Consider the following 26,435-nt stretch of genomic DNA (forward strand, 5'->3'; position numbering starts at 1 on the left):
CAGACGGAGAAGTGGGTGGAGGTACTGGGCGGTGCCGGGAGCGGGCAGAGTTCTGCAGCGCTGTTCACGGTAGGCGTTCCTTACTCGGGAGCGGGAGGGTTCAGACGTGCTGCATGGACGGGCAGGCGCAGTGCGAGCACCGCTCGCCGTCCGCGACTTTTCCGGGATGGCACGACCAGTCATGTCCGCACACAGCAACCCGCCCGCGGGCAGCGGAAAAGAAGCACACGTTGCAGCGCGCTCTCCGGCTGAGGGCCGGCCAGCGGGGCAAGCAGCCGTTCAGGGAAGTGTTCAAGCAGATCCCGCGGCAGGGCGGAGCAGCCCTGGTTGAGAACAATGTCCGGTCAGCTCGTGCTCGAGCCAGGCCTGGGCCGGGTCGGGTGTCTCAGCGATCAGCCAGCTGCGGAATCCCGCCGGGTCGTCGTCGAGCAGCATGGTGTCCTGCTGTGATTTGTCCAGGACGGCTGCCCGGCGGGCCGCGAGTTCGGCACCAATCGCCTGTGGCCCTGCGGGCATGCAGCAGGACTTGAGGCTCAGTACACATCATCAGCACATCGGGCAGGCCACCGCCGCCAGCACCTTCCTCCGGGCTGGTGTGCCAGGTACACGGTGTGCCGAGCTGACTGATGTACCAGTCGCGGAACGCCAAGAGATTGGCGGTGTCGCGCGACCATCCCCAGTCGACGACGCAGCCGCAGGTCTGCTTCAGCGGGGTCCAGCTGATCGCCGTCGGTACCGGCACGGCCGCGTTGAGGTGCTGCCGTTGGCGCCAGAGGCGCGCCTTGTTCTTCCGGTTCTTCGTCCGCCCCATGACAGGCCCCTTGCTGCCCGGGAGATCGCCGACCCGTACGGCCGACGGGCATCTCTCCACGTGCTGTCAACGACGGAGCGTGATGAAGAGCAGTGGATGTGCCCATATCATCGCTGCTTCGTGTGATTGTCGAGCATTCGGGCGCCACAGGGACAGCGTTCCGTTACCCGTTGCCCAGACCGTAGTCAGGTCTCAGTATTCCGGGCATTTCTGCCCGGAAGGTCCGCCTCGTCACCAGAGCGTGAGGGCTTCGGTTTGAGTACGGTCTCTAGTTTCTGTCTGCCGCTGCTGCGGCAGGGTTGCGCCACCTGCCCGCCCCGCCTCCGTCATACGACGGGGGCAGGTGGCGCGGGTCTTACGGTCGGCTCCGCGAGGCTTCGACACCCGCTTGGGGGTGCCCCGGTCTCCGGCCACTGCGGTACCGGTCGAGCATGCCGCCGCGAGAGCGGCGAGGTTGAGCGCGGCGTTGTCGTCCCGGTCGATGACCAGGCCGCAGGCGTCGCATGCGTAGGTCCGGATGTGCAGCGGCAGCTTGGCTTTCACCGCGCCGCACCCGGAACAGGTCTTGGAGGAGGGGTACCAACGGTCGGCGACTACGAGGCGGGTGGCGTGGCGCTGGCGGGTCTTGTAGTCGAGCTGGCGGCGGATCTCCCCGAATCCGGCGTCGGTAATCCGGCGGGCCAGCCGCCGGTTGCGGAGCATCCCGGCGGCGTTGAGGTCCTCGACCACGACGGTGCCGTACTCGGCGGCAACGCTCGTGGTGAGTTGTGCAGGGCGTCTTCGCGGAGGTTCGCCACCCGGTGGTGCACGCGGTTGCGTGCAGCGTTGGCTTTCTCCCGCTGCTTCGACGGCTTGCGTCCGGTGCGCCGGTCCGGGCCCTGACGGCGGGACACGGTCCGGGAGGCGCGGCGCAACTGCTTGCGCGCGGCGTCGTAGTGCCCGGGATTCGCGACGGTTCGGATCTCGCCCGTGCTGTCGGCCGTCACCGCGAGGGTCTTCACGCCGAGGTCGATACCGACCGCTGTGTCCGGGCGCGCCACGCGTTCGAGGTCGCGCTTGACCTCCGCTTGGAAGGAGACGAACCAGCGTCCCCGCTCGTGGCGGACGGTCGCGGACAGGATGCGGGCCGTCCCGTCCTTGACGCGGGCCAGGAGTTTGACGGTGGGCTCGTGGGTGCGGATCGTGCCTAGTCGGGGCAGCGTTACGTGCCGGCCGCCGGACTCGACACGGATCGTGCCGGTGGTGAACCGGCAGGCAAGGCGCGTCTTGCGCTTCGACTTGAACCGGGGCGCACCTACCCGCTTGCCCTTGCGCTGCCCGCGCTTGGACTTGCTGTAGTTGTCGAACGCGGCAGCGGCGTTGGCCAGCCCGGTGGAGTACGCCTCCTTGGAGTTCTCCTCCCACCAGGCGGCGAACCTCGCATCGGTGTGCTTGGCGGCGTTGAACGCCTTCCGCAGCGACGGCAGCGACCACGGCCGCCACTCGGTCAGCTCCGCCTCGAAAACGCCGTACGTCTCCTCGGCCTTGCGCTGCCACCACGACGCCTCGACCCAGCCGACAGCCCAGTTGTAGGCGGCACGCGCGGCACCGCAGTGCGAACGCAGCGCGCTCTCCTGGGCGGCGTTCGGGTCCAGGGCGAACCGGAACGCCTGCACCACGAACCCGGGCTGAGGCTGGAACTTCTTCACTGGTCCTCGCCGGTCGCCACGGCCACCGCGCGGGCGACGCGGTTCTTCGCCGCCCGCCGCCCGTACAGGCGCGCGCACATCGACGTGAGCACCTCGGTGATGTCCCGCACCAGGTCGTCAGCCGTCTCGGTCGGCTCGAGAACGACCAGGCGCCGCCCGGACGCCGACAGCACGGCTTCGAGGTGCTCGACACCGCACCGGGCCAGCCGGTCACGGTGCTCGACCACGATCACCGCCGCCTGCGGGTCGGACAGCACCCGGTGCAGCTTGCGGCGCCGGCCGTTCAACCCGGAGCCGACCTCGGCGACGACCTCGGCGACAGCCAGGCCCAGCCCGTTCGCACCGGACACGACCCGGGCGGCCTGCCGCTCAAGGTCGGCCTTCTGGTCAGGGGACGACACGCGGCAGTACGCCACCACCCGCCCGGACGGCTGGACGGCGACCTGGTCGACCAGCCACGTCCCGGACGGCGCCTGGCGGACCGGGACGGGCATCTTCCCGTCCTTCACCCACCGCCAGGCGGTCTGGTAACTCACCCCCTGCTCACGGGCCCACTCCGCAAGCTTCACGAGACCAAAGTACGCAAGACACACGACCAGAGATGACTATGAATGACTAGAAAATCTGCAGCAGCTCTCACCCATCCTGTTCGGGCATCGCAGCGGCGGGCAGCAATGGAACGTCTGCCTGGCGATGACTGCGCGTCAACCTCTGCATGCGCCTGGTCTTGCCAACCGGCACGTACCGTGCGATCGACATAGTTCGTTACCGTGTACGGGTCATCCTGCTGCCCACCCGCCGCAACACTGCTAGAAGAGATTGCCAATCCGCTTGAGATGCGATAAGCGCACCATCGCCGCGAGCCGCGAGCCGCGAGCCGCGAGCCGCGAGCCGCGAGCCGCGAGCCGCGAGCCGCGAGCCGCGAGCCGCGAGCCGCGAGCCGCGAGCCGCGAGCCGCGAGCCGCGAGCCGCGAGCCGCGAGCCGCGAGCCGCTGACCGGCGCAGGAGGCTGTGTTGTTATTAGGGATGGCTGCCGTGTTCGGTAGTCAGCCTCTCCGTGTGCCGGTAGGGCGCGATGCCCATCGGTGGAGCACCTTCCACGGCGAGCGAACCCTGGTCGTCGCCGCCCGTACGGTCACCTCGACCGTGCGCGTTCTCGAATCGCTGCCGGCTCTTCTGCGTGGCGACGGTCGTGTGAGGGTCGTCTTCGCCTACGACCCGACGTCCGCCTTCAACGCCGGTGTCGTCGACCTTCTCAACGGTGCCGGGTGTCGGGTCATGCCCTGGGAGCAGTTGGGGCACATCACCCCTGACCTCATCCTCTCCGCCAGCGAGAACATCGAGGTGCCGGAGGGCGACTGCCCGGTTCTGGTGCTGCCGCACGGGGTGGGTTTCCAGAAGTTCGTGCCGGATTCACGGAGTTCGGGCGACAGGGTCTCCGGGGTCGTACCGGACTCCCTGCTGGAGACGGGACGGGTGTGGCTGGCGGTCTCGCACCCGGCGCAGGAGGAACAGCTGCTCGCCACGCACCCGAAGGCCGCCGGGCGCACCCTGCTGGTCGGTGATCCCTGCTTCGACGAGCTTGTCGGCAGTCGGCCGCGCAGGAAGGCATACCGGGAGGCGCTGGGGGTCGCGGAGCATCAGCGTCTGGTCATGGTGAGTTCCACCTGGGGGCCCACCTCGCTCCTGGGCAGTCTTTCGGACCTTCTTCCGCGTCTGCTCGCGCAGCTTCCCTGCGACGAGTACCGGGTCGGTGCGGTCATCCACCCCAATGTGTGGTCGGCTCACGGGGCGTGGCAGATCCATACTCTGCTGGCCGCTTCCCTGGAGGCGGGGCTGTTGCTGATGCCGGCGGTCCATGCCTGGCGGCCCGCGCTCGTCGCGGCGGACGTGCTTGTCGGTGACCACGGCTCGGTGACGCTGTACGGTGCGTCCGCCGGTATACCGCTGCTGCTTGCTTCGTTCGGCGGCGACGCGGTGCCTGGGACGGCCGTCCACAGGATGGCTGCTGCCGCGCCCCTGCTCGATCCGCGCGCGGGCCTGCTCCAGCAGGTGGAGGATGTCGTACGCGGGCACACACTCCAGCGGTACGCCGCAGTCGCGGAGCATGCCTTCGCTGAACCGGGACATGCCCTCGCCCGGCTTCGCACCGCCCTCTACGGTCTGCTGAAGCTCCCGGAGCCGTCCTCCGCACCGCCGTCTGCCCTGGTGTTGCCGGTTCCGGATCCGCCTGCCTCGTCGGTCACCTCGTGGCAGGTGACGACCAGCGTCACCGAGGACGGCGGCGACCTGACGGTGGCCGTGTGCCGCTTTCCGGCGGCCGTCTCCGCGTACGGCGAGGCGCGCGCGGACGCGCCCGCGTCCTTTGCCTATCTGGCGTGTGCGGACGACGAGCGCGACCGCCGACTGGCCGAGAGCGCCTCGGTACTCGTCCAACGCCACTGTGCGTCCACGGTGGTCGGGGCACTGCGATGGATCCAGGACACACTCGCGCAGTTGCCTGGAAGCCTCCTGGCGGCTTCGGCCGTGCGCGGCAGCGGCTGCCTGGTCGGGCTCCGAGACGGCCGGGTCGTCGAGGCGACGGCTACGGGCCCGGCAATGGACCCGGGCCTGTCCGCCGCGGTCGTCTACGCCTGTCTGCGCGCGGGACATCCCCTCAACGACACCCGGGTGCTCCTGCGGATCGGTGGCAGGCGGGACGAGGATGTGGTCCTGCGTCTTCGTCCCGCCCCGCCGGTCAGGTAGCGGCCCGGGAGCCGGTGCCCGGCCGAGGCAGCAGTCGTCAGCGCTCAAGGTCCTCCAGCCGCCGCCGCAGACTCTCCGCCAAGCGGCTGCCGGCCGCGTCATGGATCTCAACGGCCCGGCTCAGGCAGGTGCGTACCAGGTCCTCGCGGTCTCCTGTCCGCTGCGCGATGTCGGCGAGTTGCACCAGGGCCTGTGCCTCGTAGTGGGTCGCCTGCTGCTCCCGCAGAGCCCGGGCCGCGCCGCGCAGTGTGCGGATCGCTTCCTCGGGGTCGTCGAGGTGGTCGTGTACGACTCCGATGGCGGCGGTCACCCGGGCCGCCATCCGCAGATCAGGCTCCTCACCGTCCGCCAGGCCGCGCTGCGCCCGGCGCAGCGTGATCATGGCTTCCGTGTGTTCGCCTTGGGCGTCCTGGGCACACCCGAGGAAGTAGGCGGCGATGGCCGCTCCGCGGGATTCCCCGGCGCGCGTGTTGAGTTCAAGGGAGTGCTGGTACGCCTCGGCGGCGCGGGATGGATCGAAGCGGTCCCGGTACCGTCCGAGGAATTCCTGTACGGAGGCACGCAGGACGAGGTGGCCCGATGCCTCGGCGCGGGCGACGGCCGTCTCGAGTTCCGCTCGTGCCCGGTCGTTCTCGCCGAGGTCCAGCAAGGGGCGTGAGAGCAGGCTGCGCAGCCGTGCTTCGGCCGCCATGGCCTGCGCGATCTCGCCCACCGTGTTTGCCGACGCCGCTGCTGCGGCAGCCGCCTCGGCGCCCAGTTCCAGCGATTCCTTCCAGGCCGCGAGGTAGCGGCGGTACAGGAACAGGGCCGTGAACGCCTCGGCCAGTTGCCAGACCAGGGTGTGCAGCCCGTGCCGGGCGGCCGTGCGCAGTACCGCCAGGATGGCGGGGCGTTCGGTGTCCAGCCATTCCAGTGGAGGCGGGCCGCTGTCGGCCGCGAAGGGGGTGGGGGTATCTCGCAGCAGGGCGGACAGCTGGGCGATCCGCAGCCGGTCCCTGCGCAGGGCCCGGTCGGCGAGCGCGGCGAGGACGAGGTAGTGCGTGCCTACCCGCTCGACGAGCGCCGCCTGCTCGGTCTGCGGTTCTTCCTCCGTCGCGCGCTCCCGGGCGTGCAGGCGCACCAGATCGTGCATGCGGTACCTGCCATCGCCCATGGTCTCCACGAGGCTCGCTTTGGCCAGGGCGCCCAGCAGGCGTTTGGTGCTGGGCGTGTCGATGTCTGCGGCGACTGCGGCCACCCCGGCGTCGAACGTGCCGACCGGCAGCCATCCGAGGAGGCGGTAGAGCCGGGCGGTGGGGGGCGGCAGCAGTCGGTAGGAGGGACCCAGAACAGCGGACACCGAGTACTCCTCTCCTTGCAGTGCCATCCCGGCCAGCCTGCCGGCCTCGTCGTCGAGTTCCCCAGCCAGTGCCGTCATGCTCAGAGCGTCATCGGTGACCAGACGCGCCGCCACGATCTGCAGGGCCACCGGCAGGCCGCTGCACAGCTCCACCAGGCGTTGCGCCGCCTCCTGTTCGGCCTCGACCGCCTCCTGCCCGCACCGGTCCTTCAGCAACGCCAGCCCGCCGTGGGCGTCCAGTGGCTTGAGGGAGATCAACCGGGCTCCGTCCAGGGACAGTTCGCCGAGCCTGGCCTGACTGGTGACCAGTACCGCGCTGCCCGGGCCCTTGGGGATCAGCGCACGCACCTGGGCGGGCTGGCTCACGTCGTCAAGGACGAGCAGGATACGCAGGCCGGCCGAGCGCGACCGGAACAGGTTGGTGCGCTCCGCGAGCGAACTCGGAATGCCGTCATCGCTTCCCACCAGCGACCTCAGGCACATCGCCAGGGCTTCGGAGACGTCCGCACCGGCGGCCGCCGGTGCGGACTGATCGCGCAGGGCCGCGAAATCCACGTACAGCTGCCCGTCCGGGAAGCGCCCTCGCGCCCTGTCCGCCCACTGCCAGGCCGTGGTTGTCTTGCCGACCCCAGGAAGTCCGTCCAGCACCCCCACATCGACGGATCTGGCACCGCCCGCTCTCGCACCGAGCACGCCGTCCAGAGCAGCAAGTTCGACCGTCCGGTTACTGAACGGAATGGTCACGGGCGGTACTTGATCCGGCCTGGACGTCAGGCCGGCCGCAGACGACGGCGGCGACTGGACGTGGAAGGTGATGCCACCGTGAATGTGCGACCCCTGGAAGGCGGGGCCGTAGTTCACCCCTCCGGCGACCAGGCTGACGAAGGTGCGCGACGCGTCCGGCGCCAGCTCGGACAACAGCCGTCCCAGTTCCTCCGCGGCGCCGGGATCCTCCCGGAATATTGTTTCCAGCCGCTGCCGCCACCGGGCATGGACCTCTGCCAGGGCACCTTCGTCACCTGCCGCCCGGGCACTGTCCAACTCATCGCTGGCCGCCTGGAGCTCTTCCTCGAAGGCCTCGCCCGCGGTCCGTCGTCCGAAGAACCGGGCCAGGCCGCTCTTCGCCCGCTCCCACGACTCCGAAACCATCAGGCCGACCAGCGTCGTCGCCCCGGACGCCGCAAGCGCCGCCAACTCGGCTTCCACACAGCCCCCTTCACATATCGCGTGCCCCTCAGGGCATCGGACACCAACCGTAGAGAGATCTTGGAATCTTGGACAGTCCGGCTCGCGGCGCGCCTCGTACCCGTTTCCCGCCCGGACGCGTGCCCTCACACGTTTGCTCGACCTCGTTTCCTGCTGCTTGCGCTCGCCGCCGACGCTCACGAGTGGCGCACCGTCGCAGGTCGAGGGTGCGGGTCGGCGCCGAGGGCCGTGCGGGCGGTGCGTGGCGGCACGGCCGGCAACGGGGGGCAGGCTCTGCCCCGGACGCGGCGCAGGCTCGCCCGGACGATGCGGGGGCCACAGCATCCCGAGGCCGGCGGGTGGTCAGGGCTCTATGAAGGTCAAGGACTGGGCGTCCAGGTCGAGTCGGAGATGGCCGCCGCCGTGTTTGCGTAGCTGCCGCCAGGCGGTGTACCCGGTCATGATGGCTTTCTCCCAGTCAGCGGCGCGCAGCACGCTCACTTCAAGGTGGGCGGTCATGTGGTCGACGGTGATGAGCAGTTCGTGGTCGACGTGGCGGAGGTCCTCGAAGTAGTGGTGGCGGCTGGCGTAGGCGAATATGAGCGCGCTGATGCCTTCCTCGATGGCGATGGCGCGGCCGCCGTCTTCGGCTTCGTCGATGCCGGGGCGGCTGCGGCGTTTGCAGCCGAGGAGGAAACGGCTGACGGGTGACCAGCCCAGGACGGCGGCGTGGGCAAGGTGGAAGGCGTCGTGGAAGCGGTAGTCGTCCTCGATGTGGCTGGCGCTGGTCAGGGGGTCCCCGGCCGGGCTGCCGTCCTCGCGGGTGAGGACGATGACGGTGCGGCCGTCGGGCTGGAGGGTGGGGGTGAAGGTGACGGTGGTACGGCGGGGCAGTTGTTCATGGGGCGGGTAGTCGGCGTCGAAGCGGGGGCGCTGGTCGTCGGGGGTGGCACGCCAGCGGTCCTTGGTCTTCTCCAGGCTGGCGGCGGCGATGTCCTCCAGGTCCAGGCCGAGCAAGTGTGCGAGGGCGGCGGTGTACCACAGGACGTCACCGAGTTCCTCGCGTAGCTGCTGTTTGGAGGGGCCTGCGTCGGCGCCGTCGCGCAGGCGCTTCTTGTAGGCGCTGGCCACGGATCCGGTCTCGCCGACGAGGCCGAGCAGCGGCATGAGGACCGGGTCGGTCCCGTCGGAGGCGGGCTGGAGGGTCTTGAGGGCTGCTTGCTGATAGCGGGCGAGGTGCACGCATACTCCCATGAAGGATCTTCCAACAAGGCTGTCGGATATTCCGACATCGCTCTACAGTAGGTCACGCCGGGCCGCCTGTCCGGGAGTTGAGTGAAAGGAGCGACAGCAGAGCATGCCGTTACAGAGCGTCCAGGAGATCGTGGACATCGTGATCGAGTTTCTGGCCGAGTACCAGGACAGACCTCTCGAGGAGGTGTACGAGGAACTGGCCGCCCGCGGACAGGACTTACCGGTCGACTCGGTGCTGGTCATGGAGATACTGGCGCGCGTCGAGGAACACTTCGGCATTTCCGTCCCCGCCGACGCCGAGGCCGGGCGCTCTCTGCGTTCGGTGTGGGCGTTCGCTGAGACTGTGTACGACACCATGCAGGCGAAGGAGCACCAACGATGAACGGCAACACACCATCCCACACGGAGGATGCCGACCAGCGGGCCCGGCTGGGCCAGCGGCTGAAGGCCACCCGTGAGTACCTGGGGCTGTCGCAGCAGCAGGTCGCCGAGCGGACCGGCATCGTGCGCTCGGCGGTCAGCGACATCGAGCGCGGAGTGCGCAGGGTGGAGGTGATGGAGCTGCAGAAGCTTGCCCGTCTCTACCGGCTTCCGGCCTCGTACTTCCTGGATGAGGAGGAGTCTGCCGATGCCGGTGAGCACGCGCTGGCCGGACTTCCGCGCACCGCACGGCCGTTGAACGAGGGTGACCGGATCGAGGTGGCGAAGTTCATCGAGTACCTGCAGTCCCGCCGGCAGGCCGAGGAGGAAGGGCCAGGCGTCCCGCAGAGAGCCGGGGAGGGCGGTGCGTGAGCTGGAACAGCGCCCACGGCGTCGCGATGATCGCGGCCGCGCAGGCCCACAAGGAGCTGGGCCCTCCTGCCGACGGGTACGTCGACGTCTTCGGCGCGCTGCGTCAGGCAGGCGTGGAGGTGGTCGGACGGAGGCTGGGCGCACTGCTGGGCCTGTATGTGGACCGCTTTGCCGGGGGGCCGGCGTGCCTGGTGAACACAGGGCTCGAAGAGGTGAGCATGCGGCACACCGCCGCTCACGAACTGGGCCATCACCGCCTGGGTCACGGCACCAGCATCGATCACGAGGAGCAGTCCTCGGGGCGGTGGGGCGAGGGGTGGCCCCAGCACGAGCGGGAGGCCGAGGCCTTTGCCTCCTGGTTTCTGATGCCCCTGTCGGCCGCCCGCGCCGCGCTGTCGCGGTGCGGCCTGAGACGCCCCGGGTCGCCTCTGGACGCCTACCGGATGGCCCGCTGGCTGGGCACGCCGTACGCCACGACGGTGCGCCACCTTGTACGGCTGAAGTTGATCGACCGGTCCACCGAGGCAATGTGGCTCAAACACTCCCCGGCCTCCCTGAAGGCGGACCTGACCGGCGGGCTGCCGCTCGGGACGCAGGCCCACGCCCACGTACTGCTGCCCGCCGCACACGGCGCCACCCTGCGGGTCACTGCCGGTGACTGCGTGCTGCTGGGCATCCCCGCAGCCTTCTACGACAACCTGCCGGCCGGCCTGAGCCGCACCCCGCCCGGCAGCGGCAGCCAGATGTCCTTCCTGGAACTGCCGGACGCTGCGGAAGGGCCCCGCGCCGTGTGGGTGAACGAGGACCTCGAGGGCGACACCACCATGACCGCCACGATCACGGCCCCGGACGCGCCGCTGTTCCGGGTGACGCTGCAGCGCACACCCAGCCGTGACGGCTCCGACGCCTTCTGGCACTGAACGCCCCATCCGCCCACGGCACCCCGCCGACCTGCCGAACCAGGAGCGAGCCGATGCACACGTTCACCGTCGACGCCCCGGACATCTCACGCGCCTGGGTGGAAGCCTGCACCCGCCTGTCCGAGATCCCTGGCAAGAAGGCCTTCCACACCGTGGTCCGCATCACCCGCCCCCTGCAGGAGGACACCCACCTGCGCACCGAACTCGACCGGGTGCGCGCCGCACGCACCAAGCAGCCGCTCTACCCCATCGACACCGTCGTCAACACGCTCTTCCCCGCGCAGCTCGCCGCCACCTGCACCACCCACGACCAACTCGCCGCCCGCTACCGCGCCCTCTACCCCCGGCTGCAAGAGGTCCGGCGCAACGCCCACGGCACCTACTTCGGCCGGCTCGTCGCCTACCCCGGCACCCCAGGAAAACCGGAACCGGTCGACCAGCTCGCCCGCGTCATCCAGCGCCTGGACAAGCTGCGCACCTCAGCGAAATGGAACGCGGTCTACGAAGCCGGAACCGCCCATGTCGAGGCCGACGACACCGCCTGGGAGGACGTACCGGCGCAGCCCACCGACGGGACCGAGGCCGTGGTCAGGGCCGCGGCACTGGACACGCAGCCGCTGGACTTCCCCTGCCTGAGCCACTGCTCGTTCCAGCTCGACAGTGCGAACAACACCGTGCATCTGGCCGCCTACTACCGCAGCCACTACATGTTCGACCGCGCCTACGGCAACTACCTCGCCCTGGGCCGTCTGTGCGCCTGGGTCGCCCGGCACGCCGGACTCACCCCCGGCACGGTGACCGTCATGGCCGGCTGCGCCCGCCTGGACTGCACCAAATCCGAACTCGGCACCCTCCAGGACGCCCTGACCACCCCGCTGTTCGGCCTCGGCAGCTGAACACACCGCCCGGGACGACAGGCCGGCCACCGGTGCGGCGGCGGCACATCTCAGCCGTTCAGGCCCCACTTGGGCGGGAACCACGCCCGCAGCGGCGCACCGTCGAGGCGGTAGGCCTGCTTGATGCGGCTGCGGCCGCTGATGCCGGCGATGTCCGGGTGGGCGACGCGCGCATACTTGTCGACCTCACAGAACAGGTTCTGGCAGTCGATCAGCTGCAGGGGCCTCCCCTTCAGTCCGGCGAAGGTCAGACCCAGGCGGGCGAAGTGCTCGCCCTGGGAGACTGCCATGTAACGGATGACCTCGGCTTCGATGCCGTCGGCCGCCGGACCGAAACACTTGCGGATGCCGTCCCGGGCGCCCGGCCCGGGCACTACGAAGTCCATCTCCGAAAACGGCAGCTGCGGAGCGTAGTTGAGGTCGATGGCGAACTGGTACGCCAGGAACGGACCGAGCGCGGGATAGCCGAGCAGTACCTCGTAGACCTCACGCATCGTCGCAGCGTCCAGAACACGTTCCGGGGCGCCGGACGTCATCATCATCTCCAGCAACCGCAGATGATTGCGGTGCTTGCGCTCCTCCCCCAGCTGCGGCGGCGGCACGATATAGGCAGCCGAGTACAGGCGCTCTTCCCGCGCGAAGGCCTCTGACAGGACGCGGTCGTAGGCCCGGAAGTCGTAGCCTTCCCAACGCACCTCCCCCAGCTCCCGGTTGAGCAGCCGCCAGGTCGACTCCTTGTTGAAGATCTTGAACAGCAGGGTGCGGAAGAACACCTCCTCCCACTGCTGCGGGCCGCAGTAGATCACGTCCGAGACCACAGCCTGACTGACCCGGTCGGCAGCCCGGTAGCAGTTGGTGAACCGGTGCCTGGACAGGATCGGGTCCTCGCTCCACGGCTGGGGCCGCCCCGCCAGGCGCGCCTCGTACACGGCCTGCCTGGCCGACGCGAACCGCCAGTAGGTGTCGAACACCGGCGTCGGCCGCAGCTCCCGGCCCGCCACCCGCACCCTTCCCAGCGCGGCCCCCAGGCCCGCGGACGTCTGACGGTCTTGCAGCAGCGTTACCATGCACGCAATATATATTCGTTATTGGTCTGCTGTCACCGAGGGGGAGCCATGGAGTTGCTGCATCTGCAGCAACAGCGCCGCACGACCTCAGTGCAGTGGCCGGAGGACGTCGACCGTCGGCTGAACGTCCTGGTCCGAGCCGCCACAGCCGCCGGTGAACGCACCTCACGCGCCGAGCTGTTGGCAGCGCTGGTGGCCAGCGTCGATACACAGCCGGAACAGTTGGCCCTGCTGCTGCACCGCTACCGTCTGATGGCACAGGACGCCCTCGCCGGCGATGAGAACCGCGACGACCTTCCGCAGGTGCGCAGTCCCGGCCCGCGGCGGGCCGCCTCCACACAGGAACGAATGCCCTCCTCGGAGGTCACGGGGCAGCATCCACGATCGTGACCAGTGACCGTAGCTCCCACAAACAACAGCCGACGGGCAGAGGCTGCGCACCCCTCTCCCGTACGCCGACGGTCTGGGCGACTTCGTGATCACAACGACAGGAAGCGCAGCCGTGCGTCGCGTACGCGGGCAGGTGCGTGCAGGCCGCAGTGAGGTGCGGTCCAATCTCCGTACGGGTGCCCGCCGAGGGCGGCCGAGTCGATCCCCGGGCGTCGAGGAGCGCGTCCAGCCAGACCGTCAAGGTGACCGCCAGACCCGCCGGGGCGCCGGTCAGATGCCCTCCAGGGAACAGCGCATGATCCCGGGGATGCGGATACGGAGGGGTCCTGCTGACTCAGTGTTGCGCTCGGGTGCTCCACCGTGGTGCTCGGTGTGTGCTTCGGCTTCTTCCCCTCCGAAGCTGGAGCGGTTAAAGCCGTCTCCGTTCGCCAGTCTGCCATCCTTCATTGCGAGCGTTCCCGCAACTGTGAAGCGGCGTTCTGGCCGCGCAGTCGTCACCAACTCTCCATGGCTATCTCTCCACAAGACTCTTTGGCCACGTCATGCGCCTCTATCTTGGGGCAGCCTCAGGGGCGTCGGCGGATTCTTCCATCCACCGGCGCAGCTGGGGCAGTAGGACATCGAGGTCGACGGGCTTGGCCACGCAACTGGAGGCGCCTGCCTCGACAGCCAGCTCCTGACTGCCGAGTGCACCGTCCGGCGCCAGTGCGATGATGGGAATCCCACTGCACTTGGGCGCCCGGCGAATCTTCGCGATTGCGGTGGGGCCGTCCGCCTCCGGCAGCGTGATGTCGATCACGAGCACCTTGATGTCATCGTGCTGCTCCAGAGCGTTGATGGCCTCGTCACTGCTCTCGGCGTAATGCACGTCCAGACCGTGCCGTTCCAAGATGTTGGTGAGCTCGAAGATGCCGCGTACGTCGTCATCGACGATCAATACTTTCTCACCGTCAAAGCGGATGCCTCGTGCTGATTCCCCCAATGCCTGGCGCGGGCCCGAGCGCGCAGACGGCGCCTGGGCGTCAGGCAGGGCGTCCTCCTGCTGAGGCAAGCCCGCTCCGTGACGGCGTCTGAAGAGCGCAGCGAGTTCGTTCTGTGCCATTGCCACTCTCTCGTCGTCCTGCGATGGCTCGCTCGGATGCAGGGGCAAGTACAGCGTGAACGTCGAGCCGTGCCCTGGTTCACTCCGCACATGGATCTCGCCGCCGAGCAGCCGCGCGATTTCTCGCGAAATGCTGAGTCCGAGGCCCGTACCGCCGTACTTGCGGCTGGTGATCCTTTCCACTTGCCGGAACGCCTCGAAGATGACCTCCATCTCACTGGCCGCGATACCGATCCCGGTGTCGGTCACGGCGAATGCGATGAGATCAGCATCTGGGCCCGACAGCGACCCGGCCTCAAGGAGCTGCAGCCGGATGGCGGACGGCATCTCCATGCCGGCCGGGTGAATGGCCAGCTCGACTTCTCCGGAATCGGTGAACTTGATCGCGTTGGACAACAGGTTGCGCAGCACTTGCAGCAGTCGCTGTTCGTCGGTGAGTAGCGTGGGAGGCAGATCTGGGGACACCCGTACGGAGAAGTTGAGGCCCTTTTCCGCTACCAGTGGACTGAAGACGGCCCTCAAATAGTCGGCGAGCTGTACGAGCGTGGCAGGGGTGGCGGAGACGTCCATCTTGCCCGCCTCAACCGTCGACAGGTCGAGGATGTCATTGATCAGCTGGAGCAGGTCGGAGCCGGCGCCGTGGATGGTCTCGGCGAACTCGACCTGCCTCTGCGAGAGGTTCTTTTCATCGTTGTCGGCAAGCAGCTTGGCCAGGATCAGCAGCGAGTTGAGCGGTGTGCGCAGCTCGTGCGACATGTTCGCCAGGAACTCGGTCTTGTAGCGCATGGAGACTGCGAGTTGCTCGGCGCGCTCCTCCAGGACCTGCCGGGCGTCCTCGATCTCGGCGTTCTTGTCTTCGATGTCGCGGTTTCGCTGGGCCAACAGCGAGGCCCTCTGCTCCAGTTGAGCATTGGATGCCTGAAGGGTGCTCTGCCGTTCCTCCAACTCCACGGTCTGATGCCGCAATTGTGCTGCTATCTGCTGAGATTGGCTTAACAGCTGCTGAGTTTGCTGTTGTTCGAGGATTGCTTCGCTGCTGAGCTGGATGAGATTGGCAACTTTTTGAGGGATGTCGGTTCGGCGTTCCCCCAGCCAGCGCTGCGCCTCCGCCACTCGGGTGGCGGAGAGCAGGTCTTCGTCTCGGGCTCGTTCTTCCATGACGGTCAGCCACTGCTGGAAATCGGCGTCCTCTTCGACCCAGGCGGAGAGTCTGTCCCATTCCCGGATCAGGGCCTCGTGTGCGATCTCGGCCGTCTGGGGTCCGTCTGATCCCAGGATGACCAGGCGGCGGTCCGGTTCGGCGAGCAGCTGGGCGATGTACCAGTCACTGCCGAGATGGGCACGGTCGGCGGTGACGCGGACGGCGCTGGCTGCCCCGCCGCGGGCACGGATCATGGAAAGCAGTGCGCGGCGGATGCGTTGCTCATCCAGGCGGAGTTGGTCGTGTAGCCAGTAGTAGGCCTTCTCCGCATGCTGGTTCAGAGCTCCAGCGACGCCTCCCAGGCCGTAATAACTGTCAAAACTGATCTGGCGTTCACGCTGCAGGGGCCACAGTTCGGTCAGGGTGAATTCCAGGAGCGGCAGACTGCCTGCCGCTCTGCTGGCCTCACCCGCGATCTGCTCCGCCAGTCCCGGGCTGAAGGCCACGCCAGCTAGCTGTGCGGGTTCCACGATCACCCGTGTCAGTGCTGCCTCGTCCAGCGGGGATACGTTCAACTGCCGGTCCTGTAGACGGGAACCGATATCGGGTAGTTCCAGCAAGTCGGGAAGAAAGTCGGCGCGCAGTGTGCAGACCAGCCGTACGTTTGCGTCTTGCACCAGGTCTGAGGGCGGCAGCAGATGCTGCAGGAACTCCAGTGCCTTCTCCGTGTCCGGGCTCCCGCTGAGCACCTCCTCGAACTGATCGCCAATGAGGGCCAGCCGTCTGCCGGTCAGCAGCGCAACCCGCGAAGCTACGGGCCAAAATCCGTCCTCGCGCAGCGCCTGCGCTCGATGGTCCAGCTGTTCAAGGGAGTGGCTTGCTCCGGGACGCTCAAGATCAAGCAGGGCCCGAGCGACTGACTCATAGGGGGCTACACCCGGACGGAAGGAAGCCACGGTCCATCCGTCGGCGGCGAGGGCAGGCTGCAGACCAGCCGCAACAAGCGACGACTTGCCGACTCCGGAAGGGCCGGTGACGACAACGAGCGGCTGCGCCCTCACCATCTCCCGGAGCCGTTTGACCTCGCGCTCGCGCCCCACGAACACGCCCGCTTGCGCATCTGCGGCCGTGAACGCCTGCAGCCCTCGGTACGGACAGGGAGGAAGTACCAGCCGGCCCAGGACTTCGGGCCATACGGCCGCTACTTCCGACAGGGGCACCGCATACGCATCTTGCGCCGCGCCTCCTTTGCTGGCGATTGCGAGCATCCCCACCGCCGCATCGCCCCAGCGATCCGTTGCCACAACCGGCGCGCCGCTGTAACCGGGCTGAGCTCGCAAGGCTGCCTCGGCGCGGGCATCGAGCTGGATCAAACCACCACCGACTGCTCCCCGTATGGAGCAACTGGTCCAAGCTCCCTTGTCCTTACGGTCGGGGGCACTTGGATAGCCGAACACCGCCACCTGCGCATCAGGGGTCAGGCCGATACGCGCATCGACCAACCGCGCCGGCCCGGCTCCAACGGGCAGCGTGTCTGCACCTACAACGACCAGGCCGGCCACGTCACGTCCAGCGCCGCCCGGTCCCGCGGGCGGATCCCACGCCGCCACCCGACAGACACGCAGCGGTGCGCCGTCGACGTCGCCGAGCAATACGAACTCCACCTGAATGCGTGCGTCGTCTTGGGGAAGCTCACGGTGGTGCTTGTCGCGCCCGAGCGCCGCATTGACGACATGTGCACAGGTGACGATGTGCCGGTCTCCGACCACGAAGCCAAGGCCGATAGGAACGCCCGAGGCCGCTGACCGGATCTTTACGATGAACCCTTCCCGCCGAGCGTGCATGCGGATCAGGCACGCTTCCAGACCACCCGGACGGCGAAATTCACCTCTGCCGTCCCCTTGGCGATGATCACGCCGCTCTCGCCACCAATCTTCAGCCCGAACTGGATCTCCATCTCATCCGGCTTGAGTTCTCGGACCGTTTCGGAGACCTGCGACAGAGCTGGCCTCACACGGTCCAGGGCTTCACGGAGAGAGGTTTCGGCTCGGGCTACGACGCCATCGCCCGCCGCAAGTTCCAGGTCCGAGCCCGCCAAGGCGCTGTCGACCTCGAAGACGGCAGTGCCTTCGCCATTACCGTCCACCGTCATCATGACGAGCTCCGCCACAGTCCCCCCTTGCGCCTGGCAAGCCCCCAGCCATGGGGCCAGCAACAATGCCCCTCATCCTGTGCCATCTAGTACCGGCATTTCAGGTAAATCCAGGAGAGATCCCGAAGGTATCGAGCCAGTGAGGTCTTTCAGCGCTGCCGCTCGAGGGTGAGGACGGCTGCTGCGATTGACGTCATTCGATTCGGGCTGCACCGCGCTCTGCAGAAGATCCGGGGGGCTTCAGGCGAGCGACTCCGCCTGCGACCGGTGCCCGCGCTCTCGACAGCGCCCGGTCGACGCTCTGTTGGGGGAGCGTCAGTTCGCAGCCCGTGCGCTGGTCGCGGCGGTGACCGCCGGGTGTTTTCGTGCTCCGGCTCGCTCCGACCTGTCCGGGGCCGAACGGCGGTCCGGACGCAAGGAGCAGCATGATGCGCCGCCCCCACTAGCGGTCGAGTTCCTCCGTCGTCTCCGCGGTTCGGATGTGAGGGCCGAGCGGTGGCCGGGCTGGTTCCGCCCATCCAAGCGTGGGCGGCGGGACCAGCCCGGTGGCGAATCGCCGCAACCGGCTGGCTGTCAGCTCTTGAGGAACTCCAGCAGGTCGACGTTGAGCTGGTCCTTGTGGGTGTCGGTGATGCCGTGGGGGGCGCCGGGATAGACCTTGAGCTGGGCGCCAGGGATCAGGGCAGCGGAGGCCTTGCCGCCGACCTCGAAGGGGACTACCTGGTCGTCGTCGCCGTGGATCACCAGGGTGGGCACGTCGAACGTGGCCAGGTCGGAGCGGAAGTCAGTGGCCGAGAATGCGGCGATGCTCTCGTAAGCGTTGCGGTGTCCGGCCTGCATGCCCTGGCGCCAGAAGGCGTCCTGCATGCCCTGGGAGGCTTCCTGCCCGTCGCGGTTGTTGCCGAAGAAGGGTCCTGCGGCCAGGTCCTTGTAGAGCTGGGACCGGTCGGCCAGCGAACCGGCGCGCAGGCCGTCGAAGACCTCGACGTCTACTCCGCCCGGGTTGTCGGGCGTCTTGAGCATGAACGGCGGCACCGAGGAGACCAGCACTGCCTTGGCGACCTTCGCCGTGCCGTGTCGGCCGATGTAGCGGGCCACCTCGCCGCCGCCGGTGGAGAAGCCGACCAGGCTGACGCCGTTCAGGTCCAGGGCGTCGATCAGTGCCGCCAGGTCGTCGGCGTACGTGTCCATCTCGTTGCCGCCCCAGGTCTGGGTGGAGCGGCCGTGTCCCCTGCGGTCGTGGGCGATGACGCGGAATCCGCTCTCGGCCAGGAAGAGCATCTGTGCCTCCCACGAGTCGGAGTTCAGCGGCCATCCGTGGCTCAGGACGACCGGCCGGCCCGTGCCCCAGTCCTTGTAGTAGATCTGAGTGCCGTCAACGCTGGTGATGTAAGGCATTCCGGTTCTCCTGGTGTTCAGAGTTGCTCTGATGGCTGCCAGCGCGTCACATCCGGTTCGACAGAAGATGAACGTGGGAACCGGGCGATCGCACGGTCCTTGCTGGCACTGGCCACTCTTCCAGCAAGGGAACCCTCGGTGCATCCATCGGCAGACGAGTTCTGACGGGTGATCTTCCTACTTCTGTAGAGTGCCAAGATGGTGGCAGACGAGGACGTTCAAGGGATGGTGGACCGGCTGGCGCGTCGGCTGCGCCGTTCCGTCGCGGTCAACGATCCAGCCGTACGGCTGCTGTACTACAGCGCCCACTTCGGCGACGAGGACGCGGTCCGGGTGACCGCCGTACTACGACGGCAGGCCGACAGCAGGGCGGTCGGCTACATGCTCGCCAGCGGCACCGCCACCTGGACCACAGCCGGCGTAGTGCCCGCCAACCCGGAACTGGGCATGCGCGCCAGATACTGCCAACCGGTGTGCTGGCGCGGCGAGCCGGTGGGGCTGCTCGTCGTCATCGACGCCGACGGCTCACTGAACGCCGGTGAAAAGGCTGAGATCAAGGAAGTCGCCGACACCGTCGCGGTCCTCCTGGTGGCCCGGCGCGACCGGCAGACCACTGATCCCGCTGTCCAGGAACTCACCGTTCTGGACCTGATCAGCTCCGACCCCGTGGCACGACGCCGGGCGACCGCCGAGCTCAGCGCCGGGGACCGCGCCCAACGCTTCACCTACGTCACCGCCATCGAACTCACCTGCACCAAGGCCACCGACAACGCCGGCGCCAAGCACGTCGAAGTCGCCCTGCGCAACGCCGTCGCCACCGAACCCCGGCTGCGCCGTGCCGCCGTCCTCAGCGCCGTCTGCGGCGACATGGGACTCCTGCTCCTCGGTTCCCAGAGCATCCCGGACATTCCCACCCTCAAGGACCACGCAGCGTCGATGCTCCAACGCAGCGCCGACCTGGCAGCAGGACGTTTCAGCTGTGTCGCCGGCATCGGCTCCACCGTGCCGGGACTGATCCATGCAGCCGATAGCGCCGCCCAGGCCCGGCTGGCCTGCCGAGCCCAAGCCGTCGCGCCCGGCCCGGTTGCTGCCTGGAGCGACCTAGGCGCGCTCGGCCCGCTTCTCATGATTCCCGCCGATCAACTCGTGCCCGCCCTCCTGCCCCAGGAGCTGCAACTGCTGCGTGCCGCCGACCCGGACGGGACTCTCCTACAGACCGTCACTTCCTACCTCGCGCATGCGGGTTCGGGTCCTGCCGCAGCCGATGACCTGCACATCCACCGGACAACGCTCTACTACCGACTGAGTAAGATCATCGAGTTGACCGGTCTCGACCTGAGCGACGGTTCTACCCGCCTGGCACTGCACCTCGGGATCACGATGATGACGCTCATGGACGAACCGCACCGCCAAAAGGAACTCATTCGCGTCCGCAGCACGAAAGGACATGTAGATGGACACTGACACGGCAACCGTCAGCACACGGGACGGATGCACACTGACCTACCGGGACACCGGCGGCGAAGGCATACCTTTAGTGCTGCTGCACGGATGGTCGCAGTCCCAGGCCATGTACGACCGGTTGCTGCCGCTGCTGCCCGTCCACCAGCGCGTCATCACCTACGACATGCGCAACCACGGCACTTCCGGCCGCACCGACAACGGCGCCCGCGTTGCTACGCTCGCCGCTGACCTCCACCAGCTCCTGGCCCACCTCGACGTCGACCGGGCCCATCTCCTGGGTCACTCCATGGGCGCGTCCGTGCTCTGGTCCTATTTCGAGCTCTTCGGCAGCGAGCAGATCCGCTCCCTGGTGATCGTCGACCAGCCCACCGCCTGCACCATCCTGCCGTGGCTGGAAGCCTCCGAGGCGGCACGGTTCGGCGCCATCCTCGACTACAACGGCGCCGCCGCCTTCGCCCGGGCGATGCTGTCGCAGGACTCCGAGGCAACTCGGCTGGACTTCCTGACCTCCATGCTTACCAAGGACATCCCCCCGCAGGACTTGGACTGGCTCTACCAAGAGAACCTCCTCCTCCCCATGCCCTGGGGAGCACGCCTGCTCCTGGACCACATCATGCAAGACTGGCGTGACGTACTTCCCCGGATCGCCGTGCCGACCCTGGTCATCGGCGGGGAGGCCAGCCACGTCGCGCCCGCCTCGCAGGCCTGGACCGCCGCGCACATCCCGAACGCCGAACTGCGCGTCCTGACCCGGGGCGAGGGCGGCGCCCACTTCGCCTTCTTCGAGTCCCCCCAGGACTTCGCCAACGTCCTCGAAGACTTCCTCAAGCGCCTCTGAACCGATACATCGGCGGGTACACCTCAGCACTCACGCCGTGTGGTACGAAGTGGATGGCCGAGGCTGGCGTCTGCATCTGCATTCATGGGTGGGTGCGGGGAGCCGGGGACGCTTCGCCGCCCGAACCCGCCCGGCGGTGCACGATGACCGTCTCCTACAGCAGCCTCCTCGAATCCGCTCACCGTGGCGGCCGTGACCAGGCCTAGACGCGCCGCATCCAGCGGTACCGGCTACCGGAACTGGTCGAGCTGTCGTGGCATCCATCACCAGCGGGATGTGGCACAGGTACTACAGCCCGACCGTCAAACCCGCCGCATCCCGGTGAGCCCCAGAGCCACTCCGCCCGTGGCGCACGCTCACCAAGGGCTCAACGGGTTCAACGGGTTCAACGCCACGGTCTCCTCTTCCCGCCCCTCCCATCGGGCCAGGAGACAGGTCTTCCTCTACGTGCTGACGCAGGGAGCAGACAGCGGCGGCCCCCGCAGCAGGACATCGGCACACCGCGCTGAGCGTCTGCCTGACCGCTTCCCGCCAGCCGTTTCGGGGCGAGCGGCCGGGGCTGCTGTCCAGCCCCGCACTCCTCAAGGACACTGCCGTTTCGTCTGCCGCCGTCCCTCTGCGGTCATGCCGAAGCTGGTCCTCAAGGAGCGGCCGTTCGCGGGCTGTCGGCCGTGACGCCGAGGTAGTGAACGTACTGCTCCTCGGTCAGGCGCTGTCCCGACCAGCCGATGCAGAACGAGCACATGGGGCCGTTCCATTGCCAGAAGTCTTCCAGAGTCAGCAACTGCGCGAGGGAGATCCGCTCCAGGCGCGGGCTCAGCGACCGTGCGTGCTGGCAGGCGTCACCGACCCCGTGGGAGCGGCCGGTGTGCTTGCCGTGCAGGTTCGATCCGTAGACCCACACCGTCGCCAACGGCCCGAGCAGGCTGGGGTCCTCGCGGAAAGGGCCGACACCGAAGGACTCTGCCGAGAAGGCGACCGCGTCGGCAAAGGCCTTCTGCAGTCCGTGGTGGACGTCGGGGATCTGTGCGCCCAGCTCACGCAGATCTGTCTGGCTGGTCACGTTGGCCGCGAGAGCGAGCGCTGTTGCCTTGTCACGGCTGTCCCACCCGGCCCGTGCACAGCGGCCCCGCAGGTACGGCAGCGTGTCATCGGCCCGCAGGCTCCCGATGGTCTCCAACCATCCCTCCGTGGAGCCCCGTTGCTGCTCCGTCGCGGGCGCTTTCCGCGGTGGAGCAGCCTCCGGCTGCGAAACGGCCGAGGGTGAGGCGGCTGCCGGACGGTAGGCCTGCGAGAGCTGATGCAGTTCCTGCCGCCGCTGGGCCAGCCGGTCTGCGGGTTCCCGCAAAGCAGTGTCCAGCAGGTGCACCCCACGCTGGAAGGGTGTGAACCCAATACTCTCCCACAGGGCACCGATCTTGCGGCGGGCTTGTTGCCGGTAGGACTCGGACACGTCCTCCCGGTCGCCGGGCCACTCGGCCATGTTGGGTTCGGCGGCCACCGCGCAGCAGCCGCCGGACAGACGGCGGATCGCCTCGGCCGCGAAGACGGGTCCGAGCCCGAAACCGCGCCATGGCTTGTCCAGGAAGACCCGGTCGAGGATCAGCAGGTCGCCGACCGGGCATTCGATGGCCTCATCGAAGGCGTCCGTGTACTGCCCCGTCCGGGGATCGAGAACAGTGGAGGCAATGGACTCCAGATCAGCCGATTCTGCGTCGGCGGCGACCCACCGGTTGTCCCCGGTGTAGTCACGCAGCCGGCACAGGCTCAAATAACCGATCTGCGTGCCCCCCTCGCATGCCGCGCTGCACCCCTGGGGGCACTCCTGGCCCTCCTCGTGCAAGGCACGTACCGAGACGTGCCACCACTCCAGGGTGTCCTCAAGGTCATAGAGCTCGGCGGACTGGTCATGGGTGTAGACCAGGCGCAACCGGGCCGGGTCAGCAGGCAGTTCGCTCGCCGGACGGCGGGATGCAGTCATATCTGAGGACAGTAGCGTCAAGGTCTGACACAGCGCAGAGAGTGCCCCCAGGATGACAGACACGTCCCCGGCCAAGCCCAGGCCTGTCCATTCTGACGGGCGGGGCGAAGGCGCCTTGTGCGCGCTGTTGCACCCACGGTGCGCAGATCATGCTTTCGTGTGACGTTTCCCCGAGCACCGTGCATGATGATGTCCTGTTCGTGGGGGCGCCCGATCGAGGATCGGGCCGGTTGCAGGGGGTTGGATTTGAGGCATGCACCGCAGGGCACGGTCGCTTTGCCCCGCAGGATGGCGCATCTGGCGGTCGACCGCCGCGGCTACCCGGTGATCGCGACGGTGGAACGCAGCCCCGAGGAAGTGAACTTCGGTTCCATCAACGAGCGGCGGAAGCTGGCACTGGCCGCGTTCGACTGGTGTGCCGTGTGCGGTCTGCCCTTCGCCGACGAGCTGCGCTGGCAGACGGTGTTCCAGGAAGGGCCGTTGCCGAACGGCGTCATCAGCGGGGAGGCTCCGGTCCACGAAGTGTGCGCGCTGTACGCGGCGCAGGTGTGCCCGTACCTGTTCTCCCCCAACTCGCGCCTGGGGGACGAGGCCCGCAAGGGAACGGTGCGATACCCCGTGGTGCGGTTCGTGGGCTTCGAATCCACCAGCGCGGTGACCGCCCACGAGTCAGGACTGCAGCCCGGCACCTACACGCTGCACTTCGAACACTGCAGCCAGGCGGACGAGTTCTCCTACCGCACGCCTGACGAGATCCGGGAACGATACGCCGACGTCCTGGCGCGCGAGAAGGACCTGCCCGTCAGCGACGCGGAAGGCGTTCTCGTCCGGCTCTTCAACCGGCTTGATGACGAAGACGAGGGGGACGTGGTCACCGGCGCGGCGCTGGCCGCGGGCGCCGCCTTCGCCAAGGACATCTTCAAGGTGCAGGGCCTCGGTGCTTTTGAGGGCAAGCAATACCCGGCAGTCGCCGGGCTGCTGCTGAAGGGCACCGAACAAGAGATCCGTGAGTTCTCCGCGGGCTCGCGGGACGAGGCGTACAGCGTCATCGGCCCCTGGGTGCTCGAGCGCGCCGGCAGCTTTCCCGTGCCTCTGCAGCGCTGGCGCACCCGCGGAGAGAGCATGGTCCGCCGTCCTACGCCGCGCCCGCCGGAGGGGCCCGGCCGCAACGTCGCCAAGAACGCGTCCTGCCCCTGTGGTTCCGGCCGCAAGGCGCGCCGCTGCCATCCCTCCGGAATCCCCGCCAACTGACAGCCCCGGGCAGAGCGGGGTCGCGTGATTCACGCCGCGCGGCCTTCGCCCTCGCTGTGCCCGCAACACCGTGCTCTGCCCGGCCACGCGACGATGGCACAGCGCCCTTGCCGAGTGGCGAACCGACCACGCGAGAAAATGGTGACCAAAGGCACCTGAGTGCGCGCACTCTGGCGATCCACGGCGCTCGGTGCCGGACCGGTCCGCCCGTCTTCGCGCGACAGCCGTCCCCGTTCCGGCGCTGTGCCTGGCTGCGGGTTACGGCTGCGGGTGCTCCTTGATCCACTGCGGGGCTACCTCGCTGATCAGCGCTGCCAGCGGGCTGTGCGGCCGTGTGTACACGTACTGGCGGGCCGCCTTGATCTGGAGAACATTCATCCGGTCCACCAGGGCTGCGGGGATGCGGCCGTACGCATCGGTGGCGGCCAGGGCAATCATGTGCCGGGGGCCGATGGGGAGCACCGCGCTGTGGGCATCTCCCAGCGCCATGCTGTAGCGAAGCTGATTGCCCTCGTAGCGCACGGTCAGCGCCGGATTGTCCCCGATCAGGAACTCGCTCTCCTGCGCCTCGAGGATCTCCAGGCCCATCCGTGCAACGAACTGCCGAGTCTTGGCGAAGGAATCCTCGATCCGCACACGCAGCAGCGCCCCGTTCCGGTACGCCCCGACGGTAAGGCCGAGCACTTCGTCGGCCCGCAGCTGCAGCCCCTGAGGGCCCGCGGTGTGCAGTCCCGTGCGCTCCACAGAGGCCCTCTCCAGCAGCGGCCGGCCTTCCGTCAGCAGCCAACTGAGCTGTTCCTGGTAGGTCTCGGCGAAGACACGGTGGAACACTTCACGGTAGTGCTGGGAGCGCACATAGTGCAGTGCGATCAGGTCCTGCAGCACCCTGCGCGGGTGCGGGTCCTCCAGTGCCTCGCCTCGTTTGGCTGCCGTGAAGACGTCCGGGAGGTCCTGTTCGACCTCACCCCACAGTGCTTCCAGCGAAGCCGAGGCGTAGGACACGAAGTTCTCAATGCGGCCCACGCCGCGGGGTGTCCGGGTCTTCAGTCGGCGCTCGGGGTGGTTCAGGTCGTACGGCTGAACGTGCCAGCCGCAGCCCCGGTTGGCGGGAGCAGCGAATTCGCGCAGCAGCGCCCGCGAGACGGTGTGCTGCTTGACTACTTGGTCATCGGCCTGCGCCGCCAACTCGGCGATCTTCTCCAGATCACCGCGTCCGGGGGCAGTGTTCCTGACGTTCACGCAGTCCATGCTCCCCGTCAAGCCACCGTGATGCACAGGCTTTTCGGGGACCCCGACACCGCCGTGCAACAGGGGAAGTCGGTCTGGTCTTACCGCTGCGCCGGGCTCTTGCCCCCTCCTGTAATCGAGTTCGGCGCGGATACGCCGCAGTCTGTCCGGTGCATGAGCCCAAGAGGCGGTGGTGGCAAGCCGGGAGCAGGGGGATTGTTGCGCTTGTCTGTGCGGTCGCGTCCCTGCGCCCAGGCCGGGTGGCAATGCAATGGGCGGAACAGGCTTCGTGGCGCTCTGCCCCGCCCATCGATTGCGCCATGGTCTTCTGCCGGCTGCAGCCTCCCCCAACGGAACAGGGGATTGCTTCCTCAAGGAGGGTGGGCTTCGGGGGCGGAGGCCTGCCGAGGCTGGGATACCGGGGGCAGTGGAAATCGCGCACTGAAGCCGTCAGCGACTCGTCAAGGTCAAGCTGCTGCTTTGGGCTAGAAGATGACCAGCTTCTGCGGGGATGCGTCCGGTGTTTCCTGGACAGCGATGGAACCGCCCTGCTGGAGCACCTGCTCGATGTAGGCGTACACGGTCAAAGCTCGATTGATGCTGTCGGTCTTGCTGTCTCCGGTAAGCCCCACCGTGGTCTCAAGCGCCCTGGAGGCCCTGGCCGTCAGGTTGACGGTGACCCGCTCCAGAGGGCTGGCCCCTCGTCCCGAAGTAGCTGGACGCCCTCCGCCAATCGTGGTGCCAGCAGTTCTGGACATGGTCGCTTCCTTCCCTCAGTACTTCTTCCCCAGGAT

The 26,435-nt window shown here is 68.0% G+C and carries 21 protein-coding genes and 3 pseudogenes; 9 read left to right on the forward strand and 15 right to left on the reverse strand.

Translation table 11 applies throughout. The features are described 5' to 3' along the window. Positions 1-385 precede the first annotated feature (385 nt). The 4 genes from OG718_RS01310 to OG718_RS01325 all read right to left on the reverse strand — a co-directional run bounded on the left by OG718_RS01310 (position 386) and on the right by OG718_RS01325 (position 3,068). On the reverse strand, positions 386-811 hold the full coding sequence (locus OG718_RS01310; RefSeq protein ID WP_328842847.1) for a hypothetical protein: 426 nt from the start codon (positions 809-811) through the stop codon (positions 386-388). Between the two features lie 231 nt (positions 812-1,042). Then, on the reverse strand, positions 1,043-1,513 hold the full coding sequence (locus OG718_RS01315) for a zinc ribbon domain-containing protein (RefSeq protein WP_328842848.1): 471 nt from the start codon (positions 1,511-1,513) through the stop codon (positions 1,043-1,045). After that, entirely contained in the window at positions 1,405-2,499 is a 1,095-nt protein-coding gene (locus tag OG718_RS01320; RefSeq protein ID WP_328842849.1) for an RNA-guided endonuclease TnpB family protein, read from the reverse strand. Before OG718_RS01320 ends, OG718_RS01315 begins: the two co-directional genes overlap by 109 nt. Further along, positions 2,496-3,068 carry an IS607 family transposase gene (locus OG718_RS01325; RefSeq protein WP_328842850.1) on the reverse strand — a complete coding sequence of 191 codons (573 nt, stop codon included), beginning with the start codon at positions 3,066-3,068 and terminating at the stop codon, positions 2,496-2,498. The genes OG718_RS01320 and OG718_RS01325 overlap by 4 nt, the downstream gene beginning before the upstream one ends. Before the next feature lie 457 nt (positions 3,069-3,525). Here OG718_RS01325 and OG718_RS01330 point away from each other — a divergent pair, with 457 nt between their 5' ends. Further along, positions 3,526-5,244 (forward strand): hypothetical protein, encoded by a 1,719-nt coding sequence (locus OG718_RS01330; protein WP_328842851.1) that lies wholly within the window; start codon positions 3,526-3,528, stop codon positions 5,242-5,244. 37 nt (positions 5,245-5,281) lie between these two features. On the opposite strand, the gene OG718_RS01335 is transcribed toward OG718_RS01330, so the two are convergent. Continuing rightward, positions 5,282-7,789, reverse strand: a complete 2,508-nt coding sequence (locus OG718_RS01335; protein ID WP_328842852.1) for an NB-ARC domain-containing protein — start codon at positions 7,787-7,789, stop codon at positions 5,282-5,284. Positions 7,790-8,131: 342 nt separating this feature from the next. Continuing rightward, on the reverse strand, positions 8,132-9,022 hold the full coding sequence (locus tag OG718_RS01340; RefSeq protein ID WP_328842853.1) for a nucleoside triphosphate pyrophosphohydrolase family protein: 891 nt from the start codon (positions 9,020-9,022) through the stop codon (positions 8,132-8,134). A 103-nt stretch (positions 9,023-9,125) separates the two neighbouring features. Here OG718_RS01340 and OG718_RS01345 point away from each other — a divergent pair, with 103 nt between their 5' ends. From OG718_RS01345 to OG718_RS01360, 4 genes are read left to right on the forward strand one after another with little or no spacing between them, the layout of a single operon-like run. Beyond that, positions 9,126-9,404 carry an acyl carrier protein gene (locus OG718_RS01345; protein WP_328842854.1) on the forward strand — a complete coding sequence of 93 codons (279 nt, stop codon included), beginning with the start codon at positions 9,126-9,128 and terminating at the stop codon, positions 9,402-9,404. Next, a complete protein-coding gene (locus tag OG718_RS01350; RefSeq protein WP_328842855.1) occupies positions 9,401-9,814 on the forward strand; it encodes a helix-turn-helix domain-containing protein in 414 nt (137 codons plus the stop codon). Before OG718_RS01345 ends, OG718_RS01350 begins: the two co-directional genes overlap by 4 nt. Beyond that, positions 9,811-10,734, forward strand: coding sequence for an ImmA/IrrE family metallo-endopeptidase (locus OG718_RS01355; RefSeq protein ID WP_328842856.1), 924 nt, complete (start codon positions 9,811-9,813; stop codon positions 10,732-10,734). Before OG718_RS01350 ends, OG718_RS01355 begins: the two co-directional genes overlap by 4 nt. 53 nt (positions 10,735-10,787) lie before the next feature. Next, positions 10,788-11,630, forward strand: coding sequence for a hypothetical protein (locus OG718_RS01360; RefSeq protein WP_328842857.1), 843 nt, complete (start codon positions 10,788-10,790; stop codon positions 11,628-11,630). A gap of 50 nt (positions 11,631-11,680) precedes the next feature. Here the strand turns inward: OG718_RS01360 and OG718_RS01365 are convergent, their stop codons facing one another. Continuing rightward, the gene (locus OG718_RS01365; protein WP_328842858.1) at positions 11,681-12,697 is read right to left on the reverse strand and encodes a nucleotide kinase domain-containing protein; all 1,017 of its coding nucleotides are present in this window, start codon (positions 12,695-12,697) and stop codon (positions 11,681-11,683) included. Positions 12,698-12,745: 48 nt separating this feature from the next. Between OG718_RS01365 and OG718_RS01370 the strand changes: the two genes are divergently transcribed. Next, positions 12,746-13,087 carry a hypothetical protein gene (locus OG718_RS01370; RefSeq protein ID WP_328842859.1) on the forward strand — a complete coding sequence of 114 codons (342 nt, stop codon included), beginning with the start codon at positions 12,746-12,748 and terminating at the stop codon, positions 13,085-13,087. Positions 13,088-13,637: 550 nt separating this feature from the next. Here OG718_RS01370 and OG718_RS01375 read toward each other — a convergent pair. The 5 genes and pseudogenes from OG718_RS01375 to OG718_RS01395 all read right to left on the reverse strand — a co-directional run. After that, a pseudogene (locus tag OG718_RS01375) lies at positions 13,638-15,263 on the reverse strand (ATP-binding response regulator); the annotation flags it as partial. Between the two features lie 126 nt (positions 15,264-15,389). After that, positions 15,390-17,174 (reverse strand): annotated as a pseudogene (locus OG718_RS01380) (serine protease); the annotation flags it as partial. Between the two features lie 5 nt (positions 17,175-17,179). Then, positions 17,180-17,500 (reverse strand): CU044_2847 family protein, encoded by a 321-nt coding sequence (locus OG718_RS01385; RefSeq protein WP_328842860.1) that lies wholly within the window; start codon positions 17,498-17,500, stop codon positions 17,180-17,182. A gap of 131 nt (positions 17,501-17,631) precedes the next feature. Continuing rightward, a pseudogene (locus tag OG718_RS01390) lies at positions 17,632-17,771 on the reverse strand (IS5/IS1182 family transposase); the annotation flags it as partial. 284 nt (positions 17,772-18,055) lie between these two features. Beyond that, the gene (locus OG718_RS01395) at positions 18,056-18,880 is read right to left on the reverse strand and encodes an alpha/beta fold hydrolase (RefSeq protein WP_328842861.1); all 825 of its coding nucleotides are present in this window, start codon (positions 18,878-18,880) and stop codon (positions 18,056-18,058) included. A gap of 198 nt (positions 18,881-19,078) precedes the next feature. Here OG718_RS01395 and OG718_RS01400 point away from each other — a divergent pair, with 198 nt between their 5' ends. Both OG718_RS01400 and OG718_RS01405 read left to right on the forward strand, forming a co-directional pair. Continuing rightward, the gene (locus OG718_RS01400; RefSeq protein WP_328842862.1) at positions 19,079-20,344 is read left to right on the forward strand and encodes a PucR family transcriptional regulator; all 1,266 of its coding nucleotides are present in this window, start codon (positions 19,079-19,081) and stop codon (positions 20,342-20,344) included. Beyond that, positions 20,334-21,182 (forward strand): alpha/beta fold hydrolase, encoded by an 849-nt coding sequence (locus OG718_RS01405; protein ID WP_328842863.1) that lies wholly within the window; start codon positions 20,334-20,336, stop codon positions 21,180-21,182. Before OG718_RS01400 ends, OG718_RS01405 begins: the two co-directional genes overlap by 11 nt. A 640-nt stretch (positions 21,183-21,822) precedes the next feature. Here the strand turns inward: OG718_RS01405 and OG718_RS01410 are convergent. Further along, positions 21,823-23,163 carry a hypothetical protein gene (locus OG718_RS01410; RefSeq protein ID WP_328842864.1) on the reverse strand — a complete coding sequence of 447 codons (1,341 nt, stop codon included), beginning with the start codon at positions 23,161-23,163 and terminating at the stop codon, positions 21,823-21,825. A gap of 288 nt (positions 23,164-23,451) precedes the next feature. Between OG718_RS01410 and OG718_RS01415 the strand changes: the two genes are divergently transcribed. Then, positions 23,452-24,414 carry an SEC-C metal-binding domain-containing protein gene (locus OG718_RS01415; protein ID WP_328842865.1) on the forward strand — a complete coding sequence of 321 codons (963 nt, stop codon included), beginning with the start codon at positions 23,452-23,454 and terminating at the stop codon, positions 24,412-24,414. A 258-nt stretch (positions 24,415-24,672) separates the two neighbouring features. Here the strand turns inward: OG718_RS01415 and OG718_RS01420 are convergent, their stop codons facing one another. After that, entirely contained in the window at positions 24,673-25,653 is a 981-nt protein-coding gene (locus OG718_RS01420; protein ID WP_328842866.1) for a DUF4238 domain-containing protein, read from the reverse strand. A 473-nt stretch (positions 25,654-26,126) separates the two neighbouring features. Next, positions 26,127-26,399: a hypothetical protein gene (locus tag OG718_RS01425; RefSeq protein ID WP_328842867.1), complete on the reverse strand. Its 273-nt coding sequence runs from the start codon at positions 26,397-26,399 to the stop codon at positions 26,127-26,129. Positions 26,400-26,435: the final 36 nt, after the last annotated feature.

The sequence above is a fragment of the Streptomyces sp. NBC_00258 genome, assembly GCF_036182465.1.
In the GTDB taxonomy this organism is placed as follows: domain Bacteria; phylum Actinomycetota; class Actinomycetes; order Streptomycetales; family Streptomycetaceae; genus Streptomyces.

Bases quoted from the DNA above. Each gene is read 5' to 3' on its own strand.
- OG718_RS01425 (WP_328842867.1), bottom strand. From the start codon at position 26,399: ATGTCCAGAACTGCTGGCACCACGATTGGCGGAGGGCGTCCAGCTACT.
- OG718_RS01315 (WP_328842848.1), bottom strand. From the start codon at position 1,513: ATGCTCCGCAACCGGCGGCTGGCCCGCCGGATTACCGACGCCGGATTC.
- OG718_RS01360 (WP_328842857.1), top strand. From the start codon at position 10,788: ATGCACACGTTCACCGTCGACGCCCCGGACATCTCACGCGCCTGGGTG.
- OG718_RS01350 (WP_328842855.1), top strand. From the start codon at position 9,401: ATGAACGGCAACACACCATCCCACACGGAGGATGCCGACCAGCGGGCC.
- OG718_RS01370 (WP_328842859.1), top strand. From the start codon at position 12,746: ATGGAGTTGCTGCATCTGCAGCAACAGCGCCGCACGACCTCAGTGCAG.
- OG718_RS01310 (WP_328842847.1), bottom strand. From the start codon at position 811: ATGGGGCGGACGAAGAACCGGAAGAACAAGGCGCGCCTCTGGCGCCAA.
- OG718_RS01400 (WP_328842862.1), top strand. From the start codon at position 19,079: ATGGTGGCAGACGAGGACGTTCAAGGGATGGTGGACCGGCTGGCGCGT.
- OG718_RS01405 (WP_328842863.1), top strand. From the start codon at position 20,334: ATGGACACTGACACGGCAACCGTCAGCACACGGGACGGATGCACACTG.
- OG718_RS01345 (WP_328842854.1), top strand. From the start codon at position 9,126: ATGCCGTTACAGAGCGTCCAGGAGATCGTGGACATCGTGATCGAGTTT.
- OG718_RS01340 (WP_328842853.1), bottom strand. From the start codon at position 9,022: ATGGGAGTATGCGTGCACCTCGCCCGCTATCAGCAAGCAGCCCTCAAG.
- OG718_RS01365 (WP_328842858.1), bottom strand. From the start codon at position 12,697: ATGGTAACGCTGCTGCAAGACCGTCAGACGTCCGCGGGCCTGGGGGCC.
- OG718_RS01415 (WP_328842865.1), top strand. From the start codon at position 23,452: ATGGCGCATCTGGCGGTCGACCGCCGCGGCTACCCGGTGATCGCGACG.
- OG718_RS01330 (WP_328842851.1), top strand. From the start codon at position 3,526: ATGGCTGCCGTGTTCGGTAGTCAGCCTCTCCGTGTGCCGGTAGGGCGC.
- OG718_RS01410 (WP_328842864.1), bottom strand. From the start codon at position 23,163: ATGACTGCATCCCGCCGTCCGGCGAGCGAACTGCCTGCTGACCCGGCC.
- OG718_RS01395 (WP_328842861.1), bottom strand. From the start codon at position 18,880: ATGCCTTACATCACCAGCGTTGACGGCACTCAGATCTACTACAAGGAC.